The following is a 17237-nucleotide window of genomic DNA, read 5'->3' on the forward strand; positions in this document are numbered from 1 at the left end:
TCTATGCCCCGCCTCATGGAGATCATCGACCTGTGACCGTTTCGACCTTGTTCAGGTATGCGGCTGCACTCGGCCTGACGGCCAGCGTGCTGATCCTTCCCAGCGCCCTCGCAGCGCAATCCCTGGCGCGGCAGGAACCGGCACGGTCGCCGGTCCGGCAAGATTTCTCGCGGTCCAGTTCCTTCGGCAGCTATCTTGCGGCGCGGCACGCCAGCGCCCAGCGCGACGCCGCCGCGGCCGCCGCCTATTATCGCGCCGCCTTGCGCGCCGATCCCAAAAATACCGAGTTGCTAGAACGCGCCTTCATTTCCGTGCTGGCGGACGGAGATATCGACGAAGCCGTCAAGCTCGGCGAGCGCGTCATCCAGGTCAACAAGAATGATCGCGTCGCGCGCCTTGTAATCGGTATCCGCTCGATCAAGACCAAGCAATGGTCGTCGGCGCGGCAGAATCTGGCCGCCTCGGTGCGCGGTCCGGTCACCGACCTGACCGCCGCCCTTCTGATCGCCTGGGCCCAATATGGTGCCGGCGATGTGAAGGCGGCGGTTGAAACCGTCGACCGCCTGGTTGGCGCCGACTGGTATGCCCTGTTCAAGGATCTGCATTCCGGCATGATTCTGGATGCCGCGGGTCAGCGCAAAGAGGCCGGCCGCCGGCTTGAACGCGCCTACAAGGCCGACAGCAGCGCGCTGCGCGTGGTCGAGGCCTATGGCAGCTATCTATCGCGCGAAGGCAAAAAGGAAGATGCGCTGAAGGTCTACCAGACCTTCAACAAGGCGCTACCAAACCATCCGCTGGTCGTGCAGGCGATGAAAGACATCGACGGCGGTCGCAAGCTGGCGCCGCTCGCGCAATCGGCGCAGGCCGGCGCCGCTGAAGTCCTGTATGGACTCGGTGCCGCGCTGGGACGTCGCGGCGGCGAGGATCTCGGCCTCGCCTATCTGCAATTGTCGCTGTATCTGGCGCCGCAGCACACGCTCGCCCTGCTTTCGCTCGCCGATCTCTACGAGGCGATGAAGAAGCCGGCGCTGGCGATCAAGATCTACGAGAAGATCCCGGCCGATTCGCCGCTGAAGCGTAATTCCGACATCCAGATGGCGACGAACCTGGATACGCTTGACCGGACGGACGAGGCGCGCGCCAAGCTGGAGAAGTTGATCGCGGACAATCCGAAGGACAGCGAAGCGATCATGGCGCTGGGCAATATCCTGCGCGCCCGCAAGCACTATACCGAATGCGCGGAGGTCTACAGCAAGGGCATCGACCTGATCACCAATCCGGAAAAACCGAACTGGCTGATCTTCTATTTCCGCGGCATCTGTTATGAGCGCGCCAAGCAATGGGCGAAAGCCGAGCCTGACCTGAAGAAGGCGCTCGAGCTTTTTCCCGACCAGGCGCATGTTCTGAACTATCTCGGCTATTCCTGGGTCGATCAGGGCCTCAATCTAGATGAGGGCATGCGCATGATCCGCCGCGCGGTCGAGCAGCGCCCCGACGACGGCTATATCGTCGACTCGCTGGGCTGGGCCTATTTCCGCATCGGCAATTACGAGGAAGCCAGCAAGCATCTGGAACGCGCGGTCGAGCTGAAGCCGGACGATCCGACGATCAATGACCACCTCGGCGATGTCTATTGGAGGACCGGGCGCGAACTGGAGGCGCAATTCCAGTGGTCGCATGCCCGCGATCTGAAGCCGGAGCCGGAAGAGCTGAAAAAGATCGAGGAAAAGCTCCGCAGCGGCCTGCCGGAGGAAACCTCGACCACGGCCGAGCGGACAAAAAAGACCGGCAACGGCGGATGATTTCGTTTATCTCTCCTGGTCGGGGGAGAGATAAACCGCCACATGCTCGCCGATTTCGCGCCTGCCAAGATCAATCTGACCCTTCGTATCCGGCAACGCCGTCCTGACGGCTATCACGACCTGGAAAGCCTCGTGGTGTTCGCCGACATCGGCGATCATCTGCGGCTGACAACGGGCGACACACTGTCGCTCGCCGTCGACGGCGATACGGCGCGCGACGCCGGCATAGTCGCAGACAATCTGGTGCTGAAAGCCGCACGCGCACTGGCGGCCCAGGTGGCGGGTGTGCGTGTCGGGCATTTTAAGCTGACCAAATCGCTGCCGGTGGCGGCAGGACTTGGCGGCGGCTCGTCCGATGCCGCCGCGGCGTTGCGCCTGCTGGGACAAGCTAATCAGGACAAAAAGCTGTCGGGCGATCCCCGCATGATGAGCGCTGCGCGCCAGACCGGCGCCGATGTTCCTGTATGTCTCGACCCGAAACCCAGGATCATGCGTGGCATCGGCGACCTGCTGTCTGCACCGCTGCATCTGCCGAAACTGCCGGCCATCCTGGTCAATCCGCGGGTCGCCGTTCCGACGGCGGCCGTCTTTGCCGCGCGCGCCGGCATGGCGGCGCCGCGGCGTCAGGACGACCCCGCCATCGCTCTGGCGGAAGGCGCGACATCCGAAGCGGGAATGCCGGATGCGGGCGAGTTGATCGACGCCTTGCGTCGCTCGGATAATGATTTGCAGGCACCTGCAATCTCATTGCATCCGGTCGTCGCAGATGTGCTTGACGCCTTGCGCACCTTGCCTGGATGCCGCCTCGCGCGGATGTCGGGATCCGGCGCGACCTGTTTCGGATTGTTCGACATGGCGCGCGTCGATGACGCTGCGCGGGAGCTTACGGCCAAACATCCCGGTTGGTGGATCGCGCCGACGAATCTCGGCTGAAAGAGGCTTCGGGCGTTCTAATGCGCGCGCGCGATGCAGAAATCGACGGCTTCTTCCAGCGCGGTCTTCATCGGAGATGTGGGATACAAGGCAAGCGCGTCACGCGCCATCGCGCCGTAATGCTGCGCGCGCTTGACGGTATCTTCCAGCGCGCGGTGCCTGGTCATCAAAGCGAGCGCGTGTTCGAGATCATTGTCGCTCGCCTCGCCCTGCTCCAGCGCGCGGGTCCAGAAGGCGCGCTCCTCCGCATTGCCGCGCCGGAATGACAGCACGACCGGCAAGGTGATCTTGCCCTCGCGGAAGTCGTCGCCGGTATTCTTGCCAAGCTTGGCGGACTTGCCTCCGTAGTCGAGCGCGTCGTCGATGAGCTGGAAGGCGATGCCGAGATTCATGCCGAAGGAACGGCAGGCCGCGAGATCCGCCTTCGGCCGGTCGGCCAGCACAGGTCCGACTTCGCAGGCGGCAGCGAACAATTCGGCGGTTTTGCCACGGATGACGGCGAGATACTCATCTTCGGTGGTGGCGGTGTTCTTTGCCGCGGCCAGCTGCATCACCTCGCCCTCGGCGATCACCACGGCGGCAGAGGAGAGAATTTCCAGCGCCCGCAGATTCGCGACCTCTACCATCATCCTGAAGGCCTGGCCCAGTAGGAAATCGCCGACCAGAACGCTCGCTTCGTTGCCCCACACCTTGCGGGCCGCGAGCTTGCCGCGCCGCATGTCGCTTTCGTCGACAACATCGTCATGCAGCAGCGTTGCCGTATGCATGAATTCGACCGCAGCGGCGAGCCGGATATGGCCGTCGCCCTGGTAGCGGGCGATCTGAGCCATCGCCAAGGTCAGCATGGGCCGGAGCCGCTTGCCGCCCGAATTGATCAGGTGATTGGCCACCTCCGGAATCATCGTCACTTCCGACCCGGTGCGCGACAGAATGGTGGAATTCACCCGCTCCATGTCCGCTGCGACCAGCCCGACCAGCCGGTCGATGCTGGCCAGCGGCTGGCTTTCGAAGGGAACGATGACGGCCAAAGAAGTCTCCCTCAAAACGGACACGCGAGGATAGAAACGCTATGGTAATGCGGCAAGTGGCCCCTTGGCCGCAAGTGCCAGCGTATTACGGAGGCGACATTCCCCCGATGTGCGATAAAAAGGCAAGCGCCCGGACGAGATTATCCGCCGCCCGCTCCCGGCATTCCTGAGAAGCTCGTGCGCGAAATTGTCCGCACCAATGACCCTGTGCTGGTCTCGGCCATCGAGGCCTTGCTCACCGGCGCCGGCATCCCGCATATGGTCCTGGACCAGAATATGAGCGTATTGGAAGGATCGCTTGGCTTTCTGCAGCGGCGGATCATGGTCGCTGCCGACCGCGAAAAAGCCGCGCGCGAGGTCTTGCGCGATGCCGGGCTCGGACACGAGCTGCGCGCCGATGACCGCTGAACGGCCCGAGGTCACCGACGACGCCGTCCTGAACGGCCGGCTGCGGCTCTTTCAACCCAAACGCGGTCACCGCTTTGGTCATGATGCCATTCTTCTGGCAGCGGCGACCCCGGCGAAGCCCGGCGACCGTATCGTAGAGCTGGGCTCGGGCGTCGGCGCGGCCAGCCTCGCCTTGCTGGCGCGCATCCCCGACATCCACGTCACATTAATCGATATCGATCCCGCACTGGTCGCGCTTGCTTCCGAGAATATTGCGCGCAACGGCTTTGCGGAAAAGGCGCGCGCCGTGCGGCTGGACGTGGGCGCGCCTGATTCAGTGTTCGAGGAGGCGGGCCTAAGGGCAGGCTCGTTCGATCAGGTTCTGATGAATCCGCCCTTCAACGACCCCTCGCTGCAGGCGTCGCCTGACATGGCCCGCAGAATCGCCCACGTCGCGCCGGAAGAAACACCTCGCGTATGGCTGCAACGCGCGGCGCATCTGCTGCGATCATCGGGCAATCTTTCGCTGATCTGGCGCGCCGACAGTCAACAAAAAGTGCTGAGGGAACTGGACATCGCGTTCGGTGGGATCACCGTGGTGCCCGTGCATCCGGCGCCAGGTCAACCGCCGATCCGCATTCTGGTCAATGCGCGCAAGGGAGCGGAGAAAGGCGTGCGCAATCTTTCAGGGCTTACGCTCGCCGATCAGGACAGGAGGCCCAGCGTTGACGCAGAAGCGATTCTGCGCAGCGGCCTGCCGCTTGAACGCGCGGAAATCACTCCGTCGGCTGCTGACGTCGCTCCGAGTTCCAAGACAAATGGGCAAGAGCGGTGATGGCGCCGAGCAGAACGACGAGAAGATAGATCTTCATGGCAAGTCTTCCTCACTCATCACGCGACAACAGCCCCGGCCGAGCGGCGTTTTGAACATCGGAGAAAGACCTCATAAGGGTTAATGTTGCGTAACTTGAGCGGCAGTTGCGACCGTCTTAAGACAATTCCCGGCGATCACGAATTCATGATCACAAGGACGACGCGGCATGCACGAATGGATCAACAAGCTTCTTCCTGAGAAATGGCGCAGCGGCATTCCCATTGTCCCCGTGGTGCGACTGACCGGCACCATCGGCTTTTCGACGCCGCTCAAGCCGGGCCTGACGATCGCCGCGACGGCGCGCAACCTCGAACGCGCCTTCGGCATCAAAAAGGCGAAAGCCGTGGCGTTGATTATCAATTCTCCGGGCGGTTCGCCGGTGCAGTCGCATCTGATCTACCGGCGCATCCGCCAACTGTCGGACGAAAAGAAGATTCCCGTGCTGGCCTTCATCGAGGATGTCGGCGCCTCCGGCGGCTACATGATCGCCTGCGCGGCCGATGAAATCCTCTGCGATGCTTCCTCTATCCTCGGTTCCATCGGCGTCGTAGGTGCGACCTTCGGCCTCGACAAGGCGATCAAGAAGCTCGGCGTCGAACGCCGTGTGTATACCGCGGGCAAACGCAAGGTCATGCTCGATCCCTTCCTGCCGGAAAATGCCGACGACGTGCGCCGCCTGAAGGCGATCCAGGAGAATATTCACGAGGCTTTTATCGCATTGGTGAAGGAACGGCGTGGCGACAGGCTGAAGGGCCAAGAATCGGCCTTGTTCTCGGGGGAATATTGGGATGGAAAACAGGCCGTGGCACTTGGCCTAGCGGACGGGGTGGACGATCTGCGTGGCTTTCTGCGCCGGCGTTACGGCGAGAAGGTGCGCACTCCGCTCATCGCCGACCGCGGCTGGTTCGGGCGCCGGGTTCCCGGAGTCGGAATAGGACAGATGGAACAGGCGCTGATGAACCTGGAACTGGCCGAGAGCACCTTGTCGGCCATCGAGGCACGCGCGCTTTGGGCACGCTACGGACTTTGAATGGCAAGGAGAGACCGGATGCCACCAATATTGCTCTGGACTGTCGGCGTTGTCGGCGCCATTGCGCTGGCGAAATTCATCCGGCGTGAATACCGGCGCGTGAATGACGAGCTTGACCAGGCCCGCATGGCGACGGTCGCGAGCAAGGCGGAACGCGCGCAGCACCCCACCCTCAAGCGCGATCCGCGCACGGGCATCTATCATCCCTGAGGTTAGCCGCGGCTCCCCCAAGGGCCACGGGTCAGAATTTCCGCCGGATTCCACGGACCGCGAGGAGGGCCTGGTTTTTTCTGCGGCGCAGGCTGATCTGCCGCTTCGCCCATCGGCGTTTTGGATTCATCGGCGAATTCCTCATCGTCGGGTTCGGACAAGATCAGGGGACCCGGATCGCGACCGCCGGCCGTCTGCACGAGCGCCTCGACGCGGCTCTCGATCGAGGGATGCGTTGCAAACAAATCCGCAAATCCTTCGCGCGGATTATCAACGCACATTTCCATCACCGACGAAGTGACACCCGGCAGTTCGCCCCGGCCTTCAATCTTTCGTAACGCCATGATCATGGCGTCAGGATTCTTGGTGAGTTCGACCGCACCGGCATCGGCCAGAAATTCGCGCGTACGAGACAGAGCGAAGCGGATCACGATCGAGAGCGCCCAAGCCGCCGCGATAATCACAACGGCAATCAGAATAGCCGCGCCGGCGCCGCCCTTCCTGTTCGACGAAGAGCTGCGCGAGCCCCCGCCGCTCCAGCGTGCACCGGAGCGAAACATGACGCGAAAGAACAATTCGGCGACAAAGGAAATGACGCCGGCGATGATAACCGCGATCACCATCATCCGCACATCGCCATTGCGGATATGCGTCAATTCATGCGCGAGCACCGCTTCGGTTTCCGCATCGTCAAGCCGATTCAGCAGCCCGCTGGTGACGGTGATGGAATATTGCTTCTCGTTCAGCCCGGCGGCGAAGGCATTCAGCGCCGGGCTGTCCATCACCTTCAACTTCGGCATCGTAATGCCGCGCGAGATGCAGAGGTTCTCCAGCAGATTGTACAGCCGCGGCTGCTCTACCCGCGACACTTCATGGCCGCCGGTCAGGGCGTCGATCAATGACTGATGGAAATTGTAAGCGAACAAAATCCAGGTTGCCGTGCCGATCGTGGCGAGGGGTATCGCCACAACCATATCGTTCCAAGCCTGCCCGATCAGATAATCGAGCGGCGCGCCCGATTGCGTGAAGGCGCGCCCGAGCAGCGCCCCAGCGAAGGTCAAAAGATAGACCAGGAAGAACAATCCGATCAGCAGCGCGAGCGAGCGCCGGCGGTTCTTCCGGATGTGCGTGTACAGTCCGTAAGCCGCCATAGTTCAAGCGCCTCCCGCGGCGGCTCTCGACAGCCCTAGAATTTGACCTGCGGGGTCTGTTCGACCTGTGCGCGCGTTTCGCCGAGGTCGAAAAATTCCCTGCGCGTGAAGCCGAACGAAGTGGCAAAGAGCGCCGCAGGAAACTGTTCGATTCCCGTATTGTATTCCTGGACGGCGTTGTTGAAGAAACGCCGCGCCGCGGCGATCTTGTTTTCGATGTCCGACAATTCCGTCTGCAATTGCTGGAAATTGGTGTTGGCCTTGAGGTCCGGATAGGCCTCGGCCAATGCGAACAAGCCACGCAGTGCACCGGTCAATACGTTTTCTGCCGCCGCCTGCGCGGCCGGTCCCTGCGCCGCGATCGCCGAGTTGCGCGCCTTCACGACGGCATCCAGCGTTTCGCGCTCATGTGCCGCGTAGCCTTTGACCGTCTCGACCAGGTTGGGAATGAGATCATGACGTTGTTTGAGCTGAACGTCGATGTCGGCGAAGGCCTGACTGACACGCTGCCGGAGAGCGACAAGGCCGTTATAGATCGTGACAGCCCACAGCACGATGGCCGCAATCACGCCAAGGACAATCCAGGTCGAGGTGGACATGAAAATCTCCAGTTTCCAAAAAAGACAGCGTTCAGAACACAACCCGTCGCAAAGCTGGCACAAGATTAACATGGTTCCGCGACGATTTGACAATATCGGGCGACTGGAACCTCTTCGTTAATGCAGCGTTTTATTAGGTATTTTCTGGAGACTGCTCGATGATTTGGAGACGCTGGCTCGGCAGACCTGAATTGAACGCGGTGGAAGCGCGGCAGGGTTTCCTCGACCGCCCGGTGCTGATTATATTGCTTGTGAGTACCGTGCTTATCTGTCTCGCATTCGGCATATTGCTGGCGCGCTTCTGAAACGTCATTCTCTAAAATCAATCACAACTTTAATGTCGTCCCGCCGCGGCTGCAGAGCCTCATGCCATCGCGTCAGCGGGACGCGGCGGGTGATAAGGCGATCCAGCCATGAGCGCTCCGCACCCGACAATGCTTCCGCAGCCATGTCATAGTGACCGCGATTGGCATTGACCGTCCCGAATACCACTTGGTTGTTCAGAACCAGCGTCCGGTTCAATCCGCCGATATCGAATTCTGTTTTTTTTCCGGGCGTTGAGACGCCAAACAGACAGACAATGCCGGCCGGGGCACAGCGCGCCATGGCGTCGACGATCAAGGGCGCGGCGGCGGTGCATTCCATGACCAGATCGAAAGAGAGGTCGGCGATCTCCGCGGCGCTCGCATGTATTCTGCCGCCAAGGGCGCGCACGAGTTCGGGCTTCGGGCCGGTCCTGTTGCGATCGATAACGTGCAGATCGAGGCCACGCTGCACCCCCATCAACGCCGCCAGGAGGCCAATCGGCCCCGCGCCAGTGACCAGCAGATTGCGAGGCCGCCACGACTTTGTCCGGCGGCCAATGCGATCGGCATGTTGCCAGGCCTTGGCGACGATACTGGCGGGCTCCATCAGCACGGCCCTGAGCTCCAGGGCGGGCTCCACCTTCACCGCGAAATCGGGCTCCAAGCGAAAGACGTCAGAGCCGAAGCCGTGCCGCTCCTTGATCCCACGCTCGGTGTAAAGACCATTATGGCACATATCCCATTCGCCTGAGGCGCAGGCGGTGCACGGAACAGGATCGGGACGGCGCACAATGCCGACCACGCGATCGCCGGGACGGAAACCGGTTTCTGGTGGGGCGTCGATAACCTCGCCCAGAGATTCATGGCCGAGGATAAGCCTCTGTTGGCCGGGCGGCGCTGAGCCATGCACGCCCGCCAAAATTTCATGGTCGGTGCCGCAGACGCCGAGCGCGATCGTACGCACCAGAAGCGCCCCTTCTGCGATATCGGGTTCAGGCACATTTTCGAGGCCGGCGGAATTCGGAACGCCAGGTATGAGTGTGATCGCGCGCATCGTTCAGAATAGCAAAACGGCCGCTCTCCGCGGCCGTTTCACCTGTTCTTCTGATCCGTCAACGTCGGCGGCGCGGCGGCTGCGCCGGATGCAGTTCAAGCCCGGCGACGCCTGCAGCCACGCTGACGCCGGTCTGTCCCTGCACGGACACAGGTTGCAGGGTCACGGTGCGGTTGTTTCCGCCGACCAGCGCATTGGCGCCGACGCCAGCCCCAACTGTGGCTTCCGCGCTGGCGCCGCCATAGGCGCCGGCGAGTGCATAGCGGGGGGCGCTGGTCGGGGCATAAACCGCCCAGAGCAGGTTGCCGCCGGAAGTGGCGCCAAGATCAAGGCCTACGCGGCGGATCGAGCCCGCGTAGAACTCGCCGCGCCAGCCGCGTGCGGTCGGCGTAAAGCGGCACAGCAATTCTTTTTGCGAGGCGACAATCATACCAACGCCGCCAGACATCTGACAGTCGAGCATGCCGACCTTGACCCGGCTCTGCGCCTGCGCACCGAGCGGAAAAGCGGCAAGAGCGGCAAGCGCAGCAACACCAGCCAGAGCAAAGCGAGTCATGGGCAACCTCCTGAGATCAGTCGGAAAAAGCGAAAAGGCGAAAGCAATTGACGCGTCCTGTCAGACGCACGAGCCGTCAGAACACGCGCCAATGTGGCCAAACGTTGGTACGGCTCCTTTTGTTCCGCAGAATTTTCGGCCCACACACTTGGTCGCAGGCTTGCCACCTTGGCAAACGCCGGTGTCCGGGCGCCGGTGTTCAATGGTACGGAACGAATATGAGATTTTACCGTTGCTGTTTCGGCGTCCAAAAACGCGTTCAGCAGCAATGCAGTATCCGCTTTGGGAAGCCAGAGCTCTCGATAATTTTCAAGCGGAGTCTTACTTATGTCTCTCGGCACCATCCTTATCATCATATTGATCCTGTTGCTGATTGGCGCCATTCCTTCCTGGCCCTATAGCAGCGGTTGGGGCTATGGCCCGTCCGGCATCCTCGGCGTCTTACTGGTTATTGTTCTGATCCTGTTGTTGCTGGGACGCATCTGATACTGGAAGGCGCTTACACAAAATGAAACGGGCCGGTCATGCCGGCCCGTTTCATTTTGCTACTTGCAACATTGCATTTTGCATCAGGACAGACAGCGTCCGCTAACATTTGCCATGGCCGGCGTTGTCACCGGGCTAAAGGAGGATTCGCACCCCACCGGCATCTTCTCCTTCCCCTTGACGTTGTGCGGCAGAATCCGCACGGGGCTCTGTTTCATTGAACCGTTCTGCAAACCGCTCTGGGGCAAATCAATGCCGTCCGTCTGCCTAGGCTCATTTGTGACCGGTTGGCGATAGTCCTTGATCACGACCGTTGTTTGCATGGTCGGCAGATCAAAAAAGTATATTTTCCCGTCAAAGCGAGCCTTTGGTTCGTCGATACGGTCGGCTTTCTGCGTCGGATTAACAGCCAGCCAGCGCGCGTCGAAACTCGATTGAGCGACCGACCCAGTCAGAGGGACCAGGCACGCCGCGGCGCAAACTGCCAACAGGCCCCCCGCGATATGTGCTGTACCATGCCACATGGGGATATCTCGAGAGTTTGTGATCAGGCCAAGCGTGGCAGACCACGCCCGCCATTCGCTTATCAACGTCGGGAAGGTAAAAGCGTTCCGCTAGCGGCCGGCGGATAGCTGCGAAGGCGGGATCATCACCCGGCACTGCAGTCCGCCCGGCTGGAAGCTCAAGCCCACGTCGGCATTCAATGACCGCGCCAGGTTATGTTCGATCACCATGCTGCCGAATCCGCGTCGACGCGGTTCGCCAACTTTCGGACCCTTGCTTTCGGTCCATGTGATCTCGAGCCCGCCACCCTGTTCAGCGGAGAGAAGGCGCCATTCGATGGCGACCCGTCCTTTCATTCTAGACAAGGCCCCATACTTGGCGGCGTTAGTTGCAAGCTCATGCAGCGCAAGGCCAAGGCTCTGCGCCGCCTCCGGCCGCAAATGAACATCCGGACCTGCGAGCGTAACCTGCGGCTGATCGCGGTCGAAATAATGGCCAAGCTGAGAGCGCACCAGGTCCTGTAATGACGCGCCGTGCCAACTCTCCTGGACGAGGAGGTCGTGGGACCGCGACAATGCTTGCAGGCGCGCGCCGAAGCGTTCGAGAAATTTGGCGATTGTGCCGCCCTGCCGCGCGGTCTGTCGCGCCATCGCCTGAATCACCGCCAGAAGGTTTTTCGACCGGTGCGTGAGCTCACGCATCAGCAGGCGCAAATGCGCCTCGCTTTCCTTGCGCTCGGTAATGTCGACAGCCGCGCATGTCAGGCCGACAATGCCGCCAGTGACATCGCGCAACGGCTCCATGTGCAGATCGTACCAGTGAACGCCGTTGTCGCTGTCGACACGCAACTCCGCATCCTTGGGATGACCTTTCGCCAGCACTTCGCGCTTGACTGCAAGGATCGAGGCCGCACTTGCCTTGGGCAATATCTCGCCGTCGGTTCGGCCGACAATCTCGTTGCTGTCGAGGCCAAACAAGGCCTTGCTCAGCGAGGTGTAGCGAAGCTCAAGGTCCTGGGTAAAGACCGACACATTGGATCCGCGCAACGCCGTATCGTAACGCTGCACGGCGGTGCCGAGCTCTTCGGCAAGGCGCCTCTGTTCACTCTCAAGAGAACGGATGCGGCTGATATCGATCGCCGCGCAGGTGATGCCGACAATTTTGCCGTCAATGCCGAAAATCGGATCGATGTGCAGAGCGAATAGCGCTCGCCTTTCCGGCATAATGTAGGACACTTCGCAGTCCTCCGAAATGCCGGTTTCCAGCACCTGCCGTTTGACCGCGACAACCGTCTCATGCTCCGGCGACGGGATGATCTCATCGTCGGTGCGCCCGATCATTTCGGCCGCTGCCGCCTCCCCACGGGGGCTGTAAACCCAGGTGTATCGCAGGTCGCGATCCTGCGAAAAAATGTAGATCTTTGCGCCGTGCAGTGCCGTTTCAAAGCGCGCCTTGACAAGGCTGAGCTCATGGGTGCGTTGCTCAACGCGACGTTCAAGCTCGAGGCGAGTTGACGCAAGTTCGCGCCTAACATTGGCGAGTTCACGACGCGTCGTATTGTGTTCTGAGATCTCCCGGTCGAGACGAGATTTCAGCTTGTACAAATTCTCAACCGTTACGTTCTCGGCGGTTGTTTGCAGTTCGTTATCCTTCCGCGCTGGACCGCTTTCGGTTCGGATGGGCATCGCATCGTCGATCATTGGCACGGCGTTTCACTATTGACCGACGCGGGACACAGCTCTCTGCGCGGGCTGCCCCACCGGCTACGGTACCCGTTAACGCACGGGAACCTCAGGTGTTTCCAAGATTTTTCAGAAATTCGCACCCAGTGGAGCGAGCCCAAGTGCGAAACGCAGCATCAGCAGGAACCAATCCCTCTATTGGGAGTTCAATGTCCGGCCGGCCGTCATCCCCTCCCCCTCGTGCTCGGTCGGCCCAATCTTCGGCGCAGCCGGATACCCGGCTGCGCCGTTCTTCTTTTTGGCCGCCGTCGCAAGAGACCGGTCTGGCAGCCGTCACAGGAACTTTGCCGGTTTTGCGGCGTTCAATTCCATCGATTCATTCAGCCAGCATGAGGGTGTCAGTCATGGCAGTGGCTCAGCGCAAGAACGGTGCGCCAAAAACGCGGCGCAAGGTGAGATCGTCGGGCCGACGGACGCGTCGTTCCAAGAAACGCAACACGCTATCACGCGCCCGCAATGTCCTGGCGCGAGCCGTAACTCCCGATATTGCGGAGATGCAGGCGGAGGTGCGGCAGTTGATGAGCGATCTCGAGGATCGCATCGAACGACTGAACGTGCTGACCAAACGCGGGGCCGGACATGCCGCAGATGGCGTCAATGATCTGGTTTACGGCGCAGTCAGCGGCGTAACCGACCGGGTGCGGGACAACGCCCGTGCGGTGACAGACGATGCGACCAAGATCAGCAATCAGGCCATCCGCGAGGTGGCGGCGCAGATCGACAAGCGCCCGCTGCTGACCCTTGCCATTGCGGCCGGTATTGGATTTATCGCCGGCTTGGCGCGCCGTCAGGACTAGCGGCGCCATGTCACTCCCCGATTATATTGGTTCAAGTCTAGATGGGCCGATCACGGCCGTGCGCCGCATGACGATTGCCATTGCCGTCGCCGCAGCCAGCGCCATTGGCGCGCTTTTCTACTTGCTCTCTGCTGTTTTGCTGGCGCTCGAGCCGCTTGTCGGCGACGTTTATGCGCGCCTCCTGATCGCAGCCGCATTCATCATCATCGGCTGCGGCGCCGTACTGCTGCCGCGGTTGTTCCACACGCCGAGCGTCGTCGAACGCGCCCACGCCGAAGCGAATGCGCTTACTCGGGATCAGAAAATCGCAATGATCATCGAAGCGGTGATCATGGGCTTTTCGCTATCGTCGCGCAGCAAGCGCGCCCGCACTCGCGACTGAGGATTTGCCATTCCTGCAAAAGAAAACGGAGGCCGTCGGCCTCCGTTTTCTTGTCAGGCACTTGCCCGCCGCTCACTGCGGCGCGCCTTGCGCTCAAAAAACAGTGCCTGGCTGACCACGGCGGAAACAGTGGCCGGCTGGAACGGCTTGGCGATCAGAAACGCGGGTTCTGGCCGTTCGCCGGTCAGGAAGCGCTCCGGATAGGCGGTGATGAAGATGACCGGCACTTCGAAGGAGCGCAGCAATTCATTGACGGCGTCCAGACCAGAGCTGCCGTCGGCAAGTTGAATATCGGCAAGGATCAGGCCCGGCCGCTTGGCCTTGGCCAAGGTGACTGCTTCCGAATGCGTGCGCGCGACGCCGAGGACCTTGTGACCCAAACTTTCCACGAGCCCCTCCAGGTCCATGGCGATGAAGGGTTCGTCCTCAATGATCATCACGTCGGTGGCAATCTCGGCGGCCAATTCTCGGCCGGATTCTTCAACCAGTTGGCGCAGGGTCGGAATATCGACATCCAGCACCTGAGCAGCGTCGGCTTCGGAGAAGCCTTCCAGCGCAACCAGCAGGAAAGCCTGGCGCGGCCGCGGGGTGATCTGGCCCAGCCGCTGCTCTGCCGGCATGGTCTTGTCGTCGACGTCCAGGCCGCCATTCACCACGACGGAATTCCAGATCTTGCTGAACAGCCGGTACAGGGCGACCCGGGGCGAGGCCGAAGCCTCCAGGATGGTGGGGTCCTCGATCAGCGCCTCCAGCGAGGCCGCCACATAGGCGTCCCCGGAGCTTTGATTGCCCGTCAGAGCCCGGGCATATCGGCGTAAAAACGGCAAATACGGAGCAATTGTCTGCGCGGCGGACACGAAAGACCCTCCCGTTAAGGAAATGAACAGGCTCCCAACTCCTCTTATCAAATAAAGTTCCTCATGGGGGAACCAAGCCAATTTCAATGCATTGGAAGCACGCAAGGGGACCCGTACCACCAGGATTTATCGGGACGGGACGAGGACGAGATGAGCACGCGAAAACCTGGCCAACCATCGGAAAAAATGCACACCGATTCCACGGGGGGAAAGCCCCATTCCGGTCTGAACCGGGAAATTCAAGCCAAGATCGGGCAACAGCTCCGCGCCATGTACGACGATGTCGTGCAGGAGGGCGTGCCCGACCGCTTTGCTGAGCTGCTGCGCCGCATTGACAACCACTCAGATGAAGGAAAGCCGGAATGAAGATCGATCCGGCCCTCCGTGATCAGATCCTTGCGACCGTGCCCAGCCTGCGCGCGTTCGCCATTTCCTTGAGCGGCAATGTCGACCGTGCAGACGATCTCGTGCAGGAGACGCTTCTGCGCGCGCTCGCCAATATTCATTCCTTCCAGCCCGGCACAAACCTGTCGGCATGGCTGTTCACGATCCTGCGAAACTTGTTCAGGTCGGAATACCGCAAGCGCAAACGCGAGGTGGAGGACACGGACGGCAATTTCGCCGAGAGCCTCAAATCCTATCCCGAGCAAGTCGGCCGGGTGGAGTTTCAGGAATTCCGCGCAGCCCTGGCGCAATTGCCGGCGGAGCAACGCGAGGCGCTGATTCTTGTCGGTGCGTCAGGCTTCTCGTACGAAGAGGCGGCTGACATTTGCGAATGCGCAGTCGGCACCATCAAGAGCCGGGTTAATCGTGCGCGCAGCCGTCTCGCAAAATTGCTGGCGATCGATAATGTCGACGACTTCGGCCCCGACCACGCGACGCGGGCGGTCTTGATTGGCCACGATAATTAAGTCAAGTCACTTAAGCCAAAAAGAAAAACGCCGCGTCCTGTCAACGCGGCGCTCTGCTGTCCTGCACTTCGTGGTGATTTAAGACACGGTTGGCCTGCGTCCGCGCACCAGTCCGATGACCGCGGAAATTACGAAAAGCACGATCGCGACGAAGAAAATGATCTTGGCAATATCGACCGCGAATGTGGCGATGCCGCCAAAACCGAGGACAGCCGCAATCAGTGCGACGATCAAGAACGTCAATGCCCAGCCGAACATGTGTGCCTCCATTTAGCGGCGAACCGAAAGGGAAAGCGCCGGAGGCCGAAATAGTTCCTCGGAGTTCCCCACTCCGGGCACGCAATTCACAGTGAGAAATTACCACCGCACCGCGGGAAATCTGTGCGATGGCAGGCGCAACGGGCGGCGGGCAAAGGGAGGGAGACACGCATGCGGACATTGTTTTTTGTGACTGTATCGGCGCTGGCCCTGGCGGGTTGCCAGACGATGCAGGAACGCAACGCCGGGACAGGCGCGCTCCTAGGCGGCGCGACGGGCGCCGTCATCGGTGGTGTTGCCGGCGGATCGGCCGGCGCCGCGCTCGCCGGGGGCGTGATCGGCGCGGCTGCAGGCGGCCTGATCGGCGCCGCGACCACTCCGCCCGAGCCCTGCTACATCCGCACACGCTCTGGAAAGCTGCGTCGCGTCTCGTGCTAGACTTTCGCCCGACACAAGCGCGCTTGAAGAGGCCCGCACGGGCCTCTTCCTATTTCTGGCATACCGGACAAAAAAAGGTCGAGCGGGCCGATTGCACGATGCGGCGGATCCTGCCCTTGCAGCCGCGCGTCGGGCATGCCGCACCTTCGCGGTCATAGACCCGGAAGGAGTGCTGGAAATAGCCCAGCTCGCCGTCCGTCCGCCTGTGATCGCGCAGCGATGAGCCTCCCGCCTTGATGGCGTCGGCAAGAACATCGCGAATGGCCTGTGCCAAATCCTTGGCGCGCCCATTCGGCGCGCCGTTCCGTCCCGCGATGGTCGAGGCCATGCGCATCGGCGACAAATGTGCGCGATGCAGCGCTTCGCAGACATAGATATTGCCAAGACCGGCCACGATGCGCTGATCGCTCATTGCCGCTTTCAGATTCGTTTTCTTGCCCTTGCAGGCGCGCGCCAGCATGGCGGCATCGAATTCATTTCCGAGCGGTTCCGGGCCGAGCGATCGCAGCAGCGGTTCATTCTCGATCTTCGCGCGCGGAAAAATCTTCATGCAGCCGAAGCGCCGCGGATCGTTGAAAACGGCGACCCCGCCATTTGACATGTGGAAGACGATGTGATCATGCGCCGCGAGCTTCGAGCGTTCGTGATGAAAGTTCCCTGGCCTGTGTTCGCAGCCCGCCTTCATCACGCGGAACGATCCGGACATGCCGAGGTGCATCAGCAGCACGTCGCCGGACGACAGGTCGGCAAGAATATATTTGGCGCGCCGCCCGAGTCCGGTAACGGTCTGGCCCTCCAGACGGGCGACGAAGTCCTTCGGCAGCGGCCAGCGCAGATCGCCGCGACGCGCCTCGACCTTCACGAAACGCGCGCCCTCCATGATGGGCGCAAGGCCACGGCGAACAGTTTCGACTTCGGGAAGTTCAGGCATTC

The 17237-nt window shown here is 61.3% G+C and carries 23 protein-coding genes; 13 read left to right on the top strand and 10 right to left on the bottom strand.

The annotated features are described in order from the left end of the window. The first annotated feature begins 32 nt into the window (after positions 1 to 32). Together RO009_05175 and RO009_05180 are read left to right on the top strand one after the other, a co-directional pair. The gene (locus RO009_05175; protein ID MDT3684418.1) at positions 33 to 1802 is read left to right on the top strand and encodes a tetratricopeptide repeat protein; all 1770 of its coding nucleotides are present in this window, start codon (positions 33 to 35) and stop codon (positions 1800 to 1802) included. 42 nt (positions 1803 to 1844) lie between these two features. Continuing rightward, the gene (locus RO009_05180; protein ID MDT3684419.1) at positions 1845 to 2735 is read left to right on the top strand and encodes a 4-(cytidine 5'-diphospho)-2-C-methyl-D-erythritol kinase; all 891 of its coding nucleotides are present in this window, start codon (positions 1845 to 1847) and stop codon (positions 2733 to 2735) included. 17 nt (positions 2736 to 2752) lie between these two features. On the opposite strand, the gene RO009_05185 is transcribed toward RO009_05180, so the two are convergent. Next, positions 2753 to 3763: a polyprenyl synthetase family protein gene (locus RO009_05185; protein ID MDT3684420.1), complete on the bottom strand. Its 1011-nt coding sequence runs from the start codon at positions 3761 to 3763 to the stop codon at positions 2753 to 2755. Between the two features lie 177 nt (positions 3764 to 3940). Here RO009_05185 and RO009_05190 point away from each other — a divergent pair, with 177 nt between their 5' ends. The 4 genes from RO009_05190 (at position 3941) to RO009_05205 (ending at position 6264) form a co-directional block, all read left to right on the top strand. Continuing rightward, positions 3941 to 4171: a DUF2007 domain-containing protein gene (locus RO009_05190; GenBank protein ID MDT3684421.1), complete on the top strand. Its 231-nt coding sequence runs from the start codon at positions 3941 to 3943 to the stop codon at positions 4169 to 4171. Further along, positions 4161 to 4985, top strand: a complete 825-nt coding sequence (locus tag RO009_05195) for a methyltransferase (GenBank protein MDT3684422.1) — start codon at positions 4161 to 4163, stop codon at positions 4983 to 4985. Before RO009_05190 ends, RO009_05195 begins: the two co-directional genes overlap by 11 nt. Positions 4986 to 5190: 205 nt before the next feature. Then, positions 5191 to 6054: a S49 family peptidase gene (locus tag RO009_05200; protein MDT3684423.1), complete on the top strand. Its 864-nt coding sequence runs from the start codon at positions 5191 to 5193 to the stop codon at positions 6052 to 6054. 18 nt (positions 6055 to 6072) lie between these two features. Further along, on the top strand, positions 6073 to 6264 hold the full coding sequence (locus tag RO009_05205; GenBank protein ID MDT3684424.1) for a hypothetical protein: 192 nt from the start codon (positions 6073 to 6075) through the stop codon (positions 6262 to 6264). 2 nt (positions 6265 to 6266) lie between these two features. Here RO009_05205 and RO009_05210 read toward each other — a convergent pair whose 3' ends face one another. Then, positions 6267 to 7415 (bottom strand): M48 family metallopeptidase, encoded by a 1149-nt coding sequence (locus tag RO009_05210; protein ID MDT3684425.1) that lies wholly within the window; start codon positions 7413 to 7415, stop codon positions 6267 to 6269. 35 nt (positions 7416 to 7450) lie between these two features. Next, entirely contained in the window at positions 7451 to 8014 is a 564-nt protein-coding gene (locus RO009_05215; protein ID MDT3684426.1) for a LemA family protein, read from the bottom strand. Between the two features lie 158 nt (positions 8015 to 8172). On the opposite strand from RO009_05215, the gene RO009_05220 reads away from it, so the two are divergent. Beyond that, a complete protein-coding gene (locus RO009_05220; GenBank protein MDT3684427.1) occupies positions 8173 to 8319 on the top strand; it encodes a hypothetical protein in 147 nt (48 codons plus the stop codon). A gap of 4 nt (positions 8320 to 8323) precedes the next feature. On the opposite strand, the gene RO009_05225 is transcribed toward RO009_05220, so the two are convergent. Continuing rightward, complete coding sequence (locus RO009_05225; protein ID MDT3684428.1) at positions 8324 to 9373, bottom strand: glucose 1-dehydrogenase; 1050 nt, start codon at positions 9371 to 9373, stop codon at positions 8324 to 8326. 58 nt (positions 9374 to 9431) lie between these two features. After that, positions 9432 to 9929, bottom strand: a complete 498-nt coding sequence (locus RO009_05230; protein MDT3684429.1) for a DUF992 domain-containing protein — start codon at positions 9927 to 9929, stop codon at positions 9432 to 9434. Between the two features lie 327 nt (positions 9930 to 10256). Here RO009_05230 and RO009_05235 point away from each other — a divergent pair, with 327 nt between their 5' ends. Continuing rightward, positions 10257 to 10415 (top strand): DUF3309 family protein, encoded by a 159-nt coding sequence (locus RO009_05235; GenBank protein ID MDT3684430.1) that lies wholly within the window; start codon positions 10257 to 10259, stop codon positions 10413 to 10415. A gap of 83 nt (positions 10416 to 10498) precedes the next feature. On the opposite strand, the gene RO009_05240 is transcribed toward RO009_05235, so the two are convergent. Next, a complete protein-coding gene (locus RO009_05240) occupies positions 10499 to 10939 on the bottom strand; it encodes a hypothetical protein (protein MDT3684431.1) in 441 nt (146 codons plus the stop codon). Between the two features lie 90 nt (positions 10940 to 11029). Continuing rightward, on the bottom strand, positions 11030 to 12604 hold the full coding sequence (locus tag RO009_05245; protein ID MDT3684432.1) for an HWE histidine kinase domain-containing protein: 1575 nt from the start codon (positions 12602 to 12604) through the stop codon (positions 11030 to 11032). 401 nt (positions 12605 to 13005) lie between these two features. Here RO009_05245 and RO009_05250 point away from each other — a divergent pair, with 401 nt between their 5' ends. Both RO009_05250 and RO009_05255 read left to right on the top strand, forming a co-directional pair. After that, entirely contained in the window at positions 13006 to 13458 is a 453-nt protein-coding gene (locus tag RO009_05250; protein ID MDT3684433.1) for a hypothetical protein, read from the top strand. Positions 13459 to 13465: 7 nt separating this feature from the next. Then, on the top strand, positions 13466 to 13840 hold the full coding sequence (locus tag RO009_05255; GenBank protein MDT3684434.1) for a hypothetical protein: 375 nt from the start codon (positions 13466 to 13468) through the stop codon (positions 13838 to 13840). Between the two features lie 53 nt (positions 13841 to 13893). On the opposite strand, the gene RO009_05260 is transcribed toward RO009_05255, so the two are convergent. Then, positions 13894 to 14697: a response regulator gene (locus RO009_05260; GenBank protein MDT3684435.1), complete on the bottom strand. Its 804-nt coding sequence runs from the start codon at positions 14695 to 14697 to the stop codon at positions 13894 to 13896. Between the two features lie 186 nt (positions 14698 to 14883). On the opposite strand from RO009_05260, the gene RO009_05265 reads away from it, so the two are divergent. Together RO009_05265 and RO009_05270 are read left to right on the top strand one after the other, a co-directional pair. Then, positions 14884 to 15063 (top strand): NepR family anti-sigma factor, encoded by a 180-nt coding sequence (locus tag RO009_05265; GenBank protein MDT3684436.1) that lies wholly within the window; start codon positions 14884 to 14886, stop codon positions 15061 to 15063. Then, positions 15060 to 15608 carry a sigma-70 family RNA polymerase sigma factor gene (locus RO009_05270; protein MDT3684437.1) on the top strand — a complete coding sequence of 183 codons (549 nt, stop codon included), beginning with the start codon at positions 15060 to 15062 and terminating at the stop codon, positions 15606 to 15608. The genes RO009_05265 and RO009_05270 overlap by 4 nt, the downstream gene beginning before the upstream one ends. 78 nt (positions 15609 to 15686) lie before the next feature. On the opposite strand, the gene RO009_05275 is transcribed toward RO009_05270, so the two are convergent. Then, positions 15687 to 15866, bottom strand: coding sequence for a DUF1328 domain-containing protein (locus tag RO009_05275; protein ID MDT3684438.1), 180 nt, complete (start codon positions 15864 to 15866; stop codon positions 15687 to 15689). A 171-nt stretch (positions 15867 to 16037) separates the two neighbouring features. Between RO009_05275 and RO009_05280 the strand changes: the two genes are divergently transcribed. Continuing rightward, complete coding sequence (locus tag RO009_05280) at positions 16038 to 16304, top strand: hypothetical protein (protein MDT3684439.1); 267 nt, start codon at positions 16038 to 16040, stop codon at positions 16302 to 16304. A gap of 49 nt (positions 16305 to 16353) precedes the next feature. Here the strand turns inward: RO009_05280 and mutM are convergent, their stop codons facing one another. After that, positions 16354 to 17235: a bifunctional DNA-formamidopyrimidine glycosylase/DNA-(apurinic or apyrimidinic site) lyase gene (gene mutM / locus RO009_05285; protein ID MDT3684440.1), complete on the bottom strand. Its 882-nt coding sequence runs from the start codon at positions 17233 to 17235 to the stop codon at positions 16354 to 16356. Positions 17236 to 17237 lie beyond the last annotated feature (2 nt).

Source organism: Pseudorhodoplanes sp. (assembly GCA_032027085.1).
Classification (GTDB): domain Bacteria; phylum Pseudomonadota; class Alphaproteobacteria; order Rhizobiales; family Xanthobacteraceae; genus Pseudorhodoplanes.

Excerpts from the sequence above, each read along its gene's own strand:
- RO009_05250 (MDT3684433.1), top strand. The coding sequence starts at position 13,006 with ATGGCAGTGGCTCAGCGCAAGAACGGTGCGCCAAAAACGCGGCGCAAG.
- RO009_05230 (MDT3684429.1), bottom strand. The coding sequence starts at position 9,929 with ATGACTCGCTTTGCTCTGGCTGGTGTTGCTGCGCTTGCCGCTCTTGCC.
- RO009_05255 (MDT3684434.1), top strand. The coding sequence starts at position 13,466 with ATGTCACTCCCCGATTATATTGGTTCAAGTCTAGATGGGCCGATCACG.
- RO009_05220 (MDT3684427.1), top strand. The coding sequence starts at position 8,173 with ATGATTTGGAGACGCTGGCTCGGCAGACCTGAATTGAACGCGGTGGAA.
- RO009_05195 (MDT3684422.1), top strand. The coding sequence starts at position 4,161 with ATGACCGCTGAACGGCCCGAGGTCACCGACGACGCCGTCCTGAACGGC.
- RO009_05180 (MDT3684419.1), top strand. The coding sequence starts at position 1,845 with ATGCTCGCCGATTTCGCGCCTGCCAAGATCAATCTGACCCTTCGTATC.
- RO009_05240 (MDT3684431.1), bottom strand. The coding sequence starts at position 10,939 with ATGTGGCATGGTACAGCACATATCGCGGGGGGCCTGTTGGCAGTTTGC.
- RO009_05235 (MDT3684430.1), top strand. The coding sequence starts at position 10,257 with ATGTCTCTCGGCACCATCCTTATCATCATATTGATCCTGTTGCTGATT.
- RO009_05245 (MDT3684432.1), bottom strand. The coding sequence starts at position 12,604 with ATGCCCATCCGAACCGAAAGCGGTCCAGCGCGGAAGGATAACGAACTG.
- RO009_05275 (MDT3684438.1), bottom strand. The coding sequence starts at position 15,866 with ATGTTCGGCTGGGCATTGACGTTCTTGATCGTCGCACTGATTGCGGCT.
- mutM (MDT3684440.1), bottom strand. The coding sequence starts at position 17,235 with ATGCCTGAACTTCCCGAAGTCGAAACTGTTCGCCGTGGCCTTGCGCCC.
- RO009_05270 (MDT3684437.1), top strand. The coding sequence starts at position 15,060 with ATGAAGATCGATCCGGCCCTCCGTGATCAGATCCTTGCGACCGTGCCC.
- RO009_05225 (MDT3684428.1), bottom strand. The coding sequence starts at position 9,373 with ATGCGCGCGATCACACTCATACCTGGCGTTCCGAATTCCGCCGGCCTC.
- RO009_05215 (MDT3684426.1), bottom strand. The coding sequence starts at position 8,014 with ATGTCCACCTCGACCTGGATTGTCCTTGGCGTGATTGCGGCCATCGTG.
- RO009_05280 (MDT3684439.1), top strand. The coding sequence starts at position 16,038 with ATGCGGACATTGTTTTTTGTGACTGTATCGGCGCTGGCCCTGGCGGGT.
- RO009_05205 (MDT3684424.1), top strand. The coding sequence starts at position 6,073 with ATGCCACCAATATTGCTCTGGACTGTCGGCGTTGTCGGCGCCATTGCG.
- RO009_05200 (MDT3684423.1), top strand. The coding sequence starts at position 5,191 with ATGCACGAATGGATCAACAAGCTTCTTCCTGAGAAATGGCGCAGCGGC.
- RO009_05210 (MDT3684425.1), bottom strand. The coding sequence starts at position 7,415 with ATGGCGGCTTACGGACTGTACACGCACATCCGGAAGAACCGCCGGCGC.
- RO009_05265 (MDT3684436.1), top strand. The coding sequence starts at position 14,884 with ATGCACACCGATTCCACGGGGGGAAAGCCCCATTCCGGTCTGAACCGG.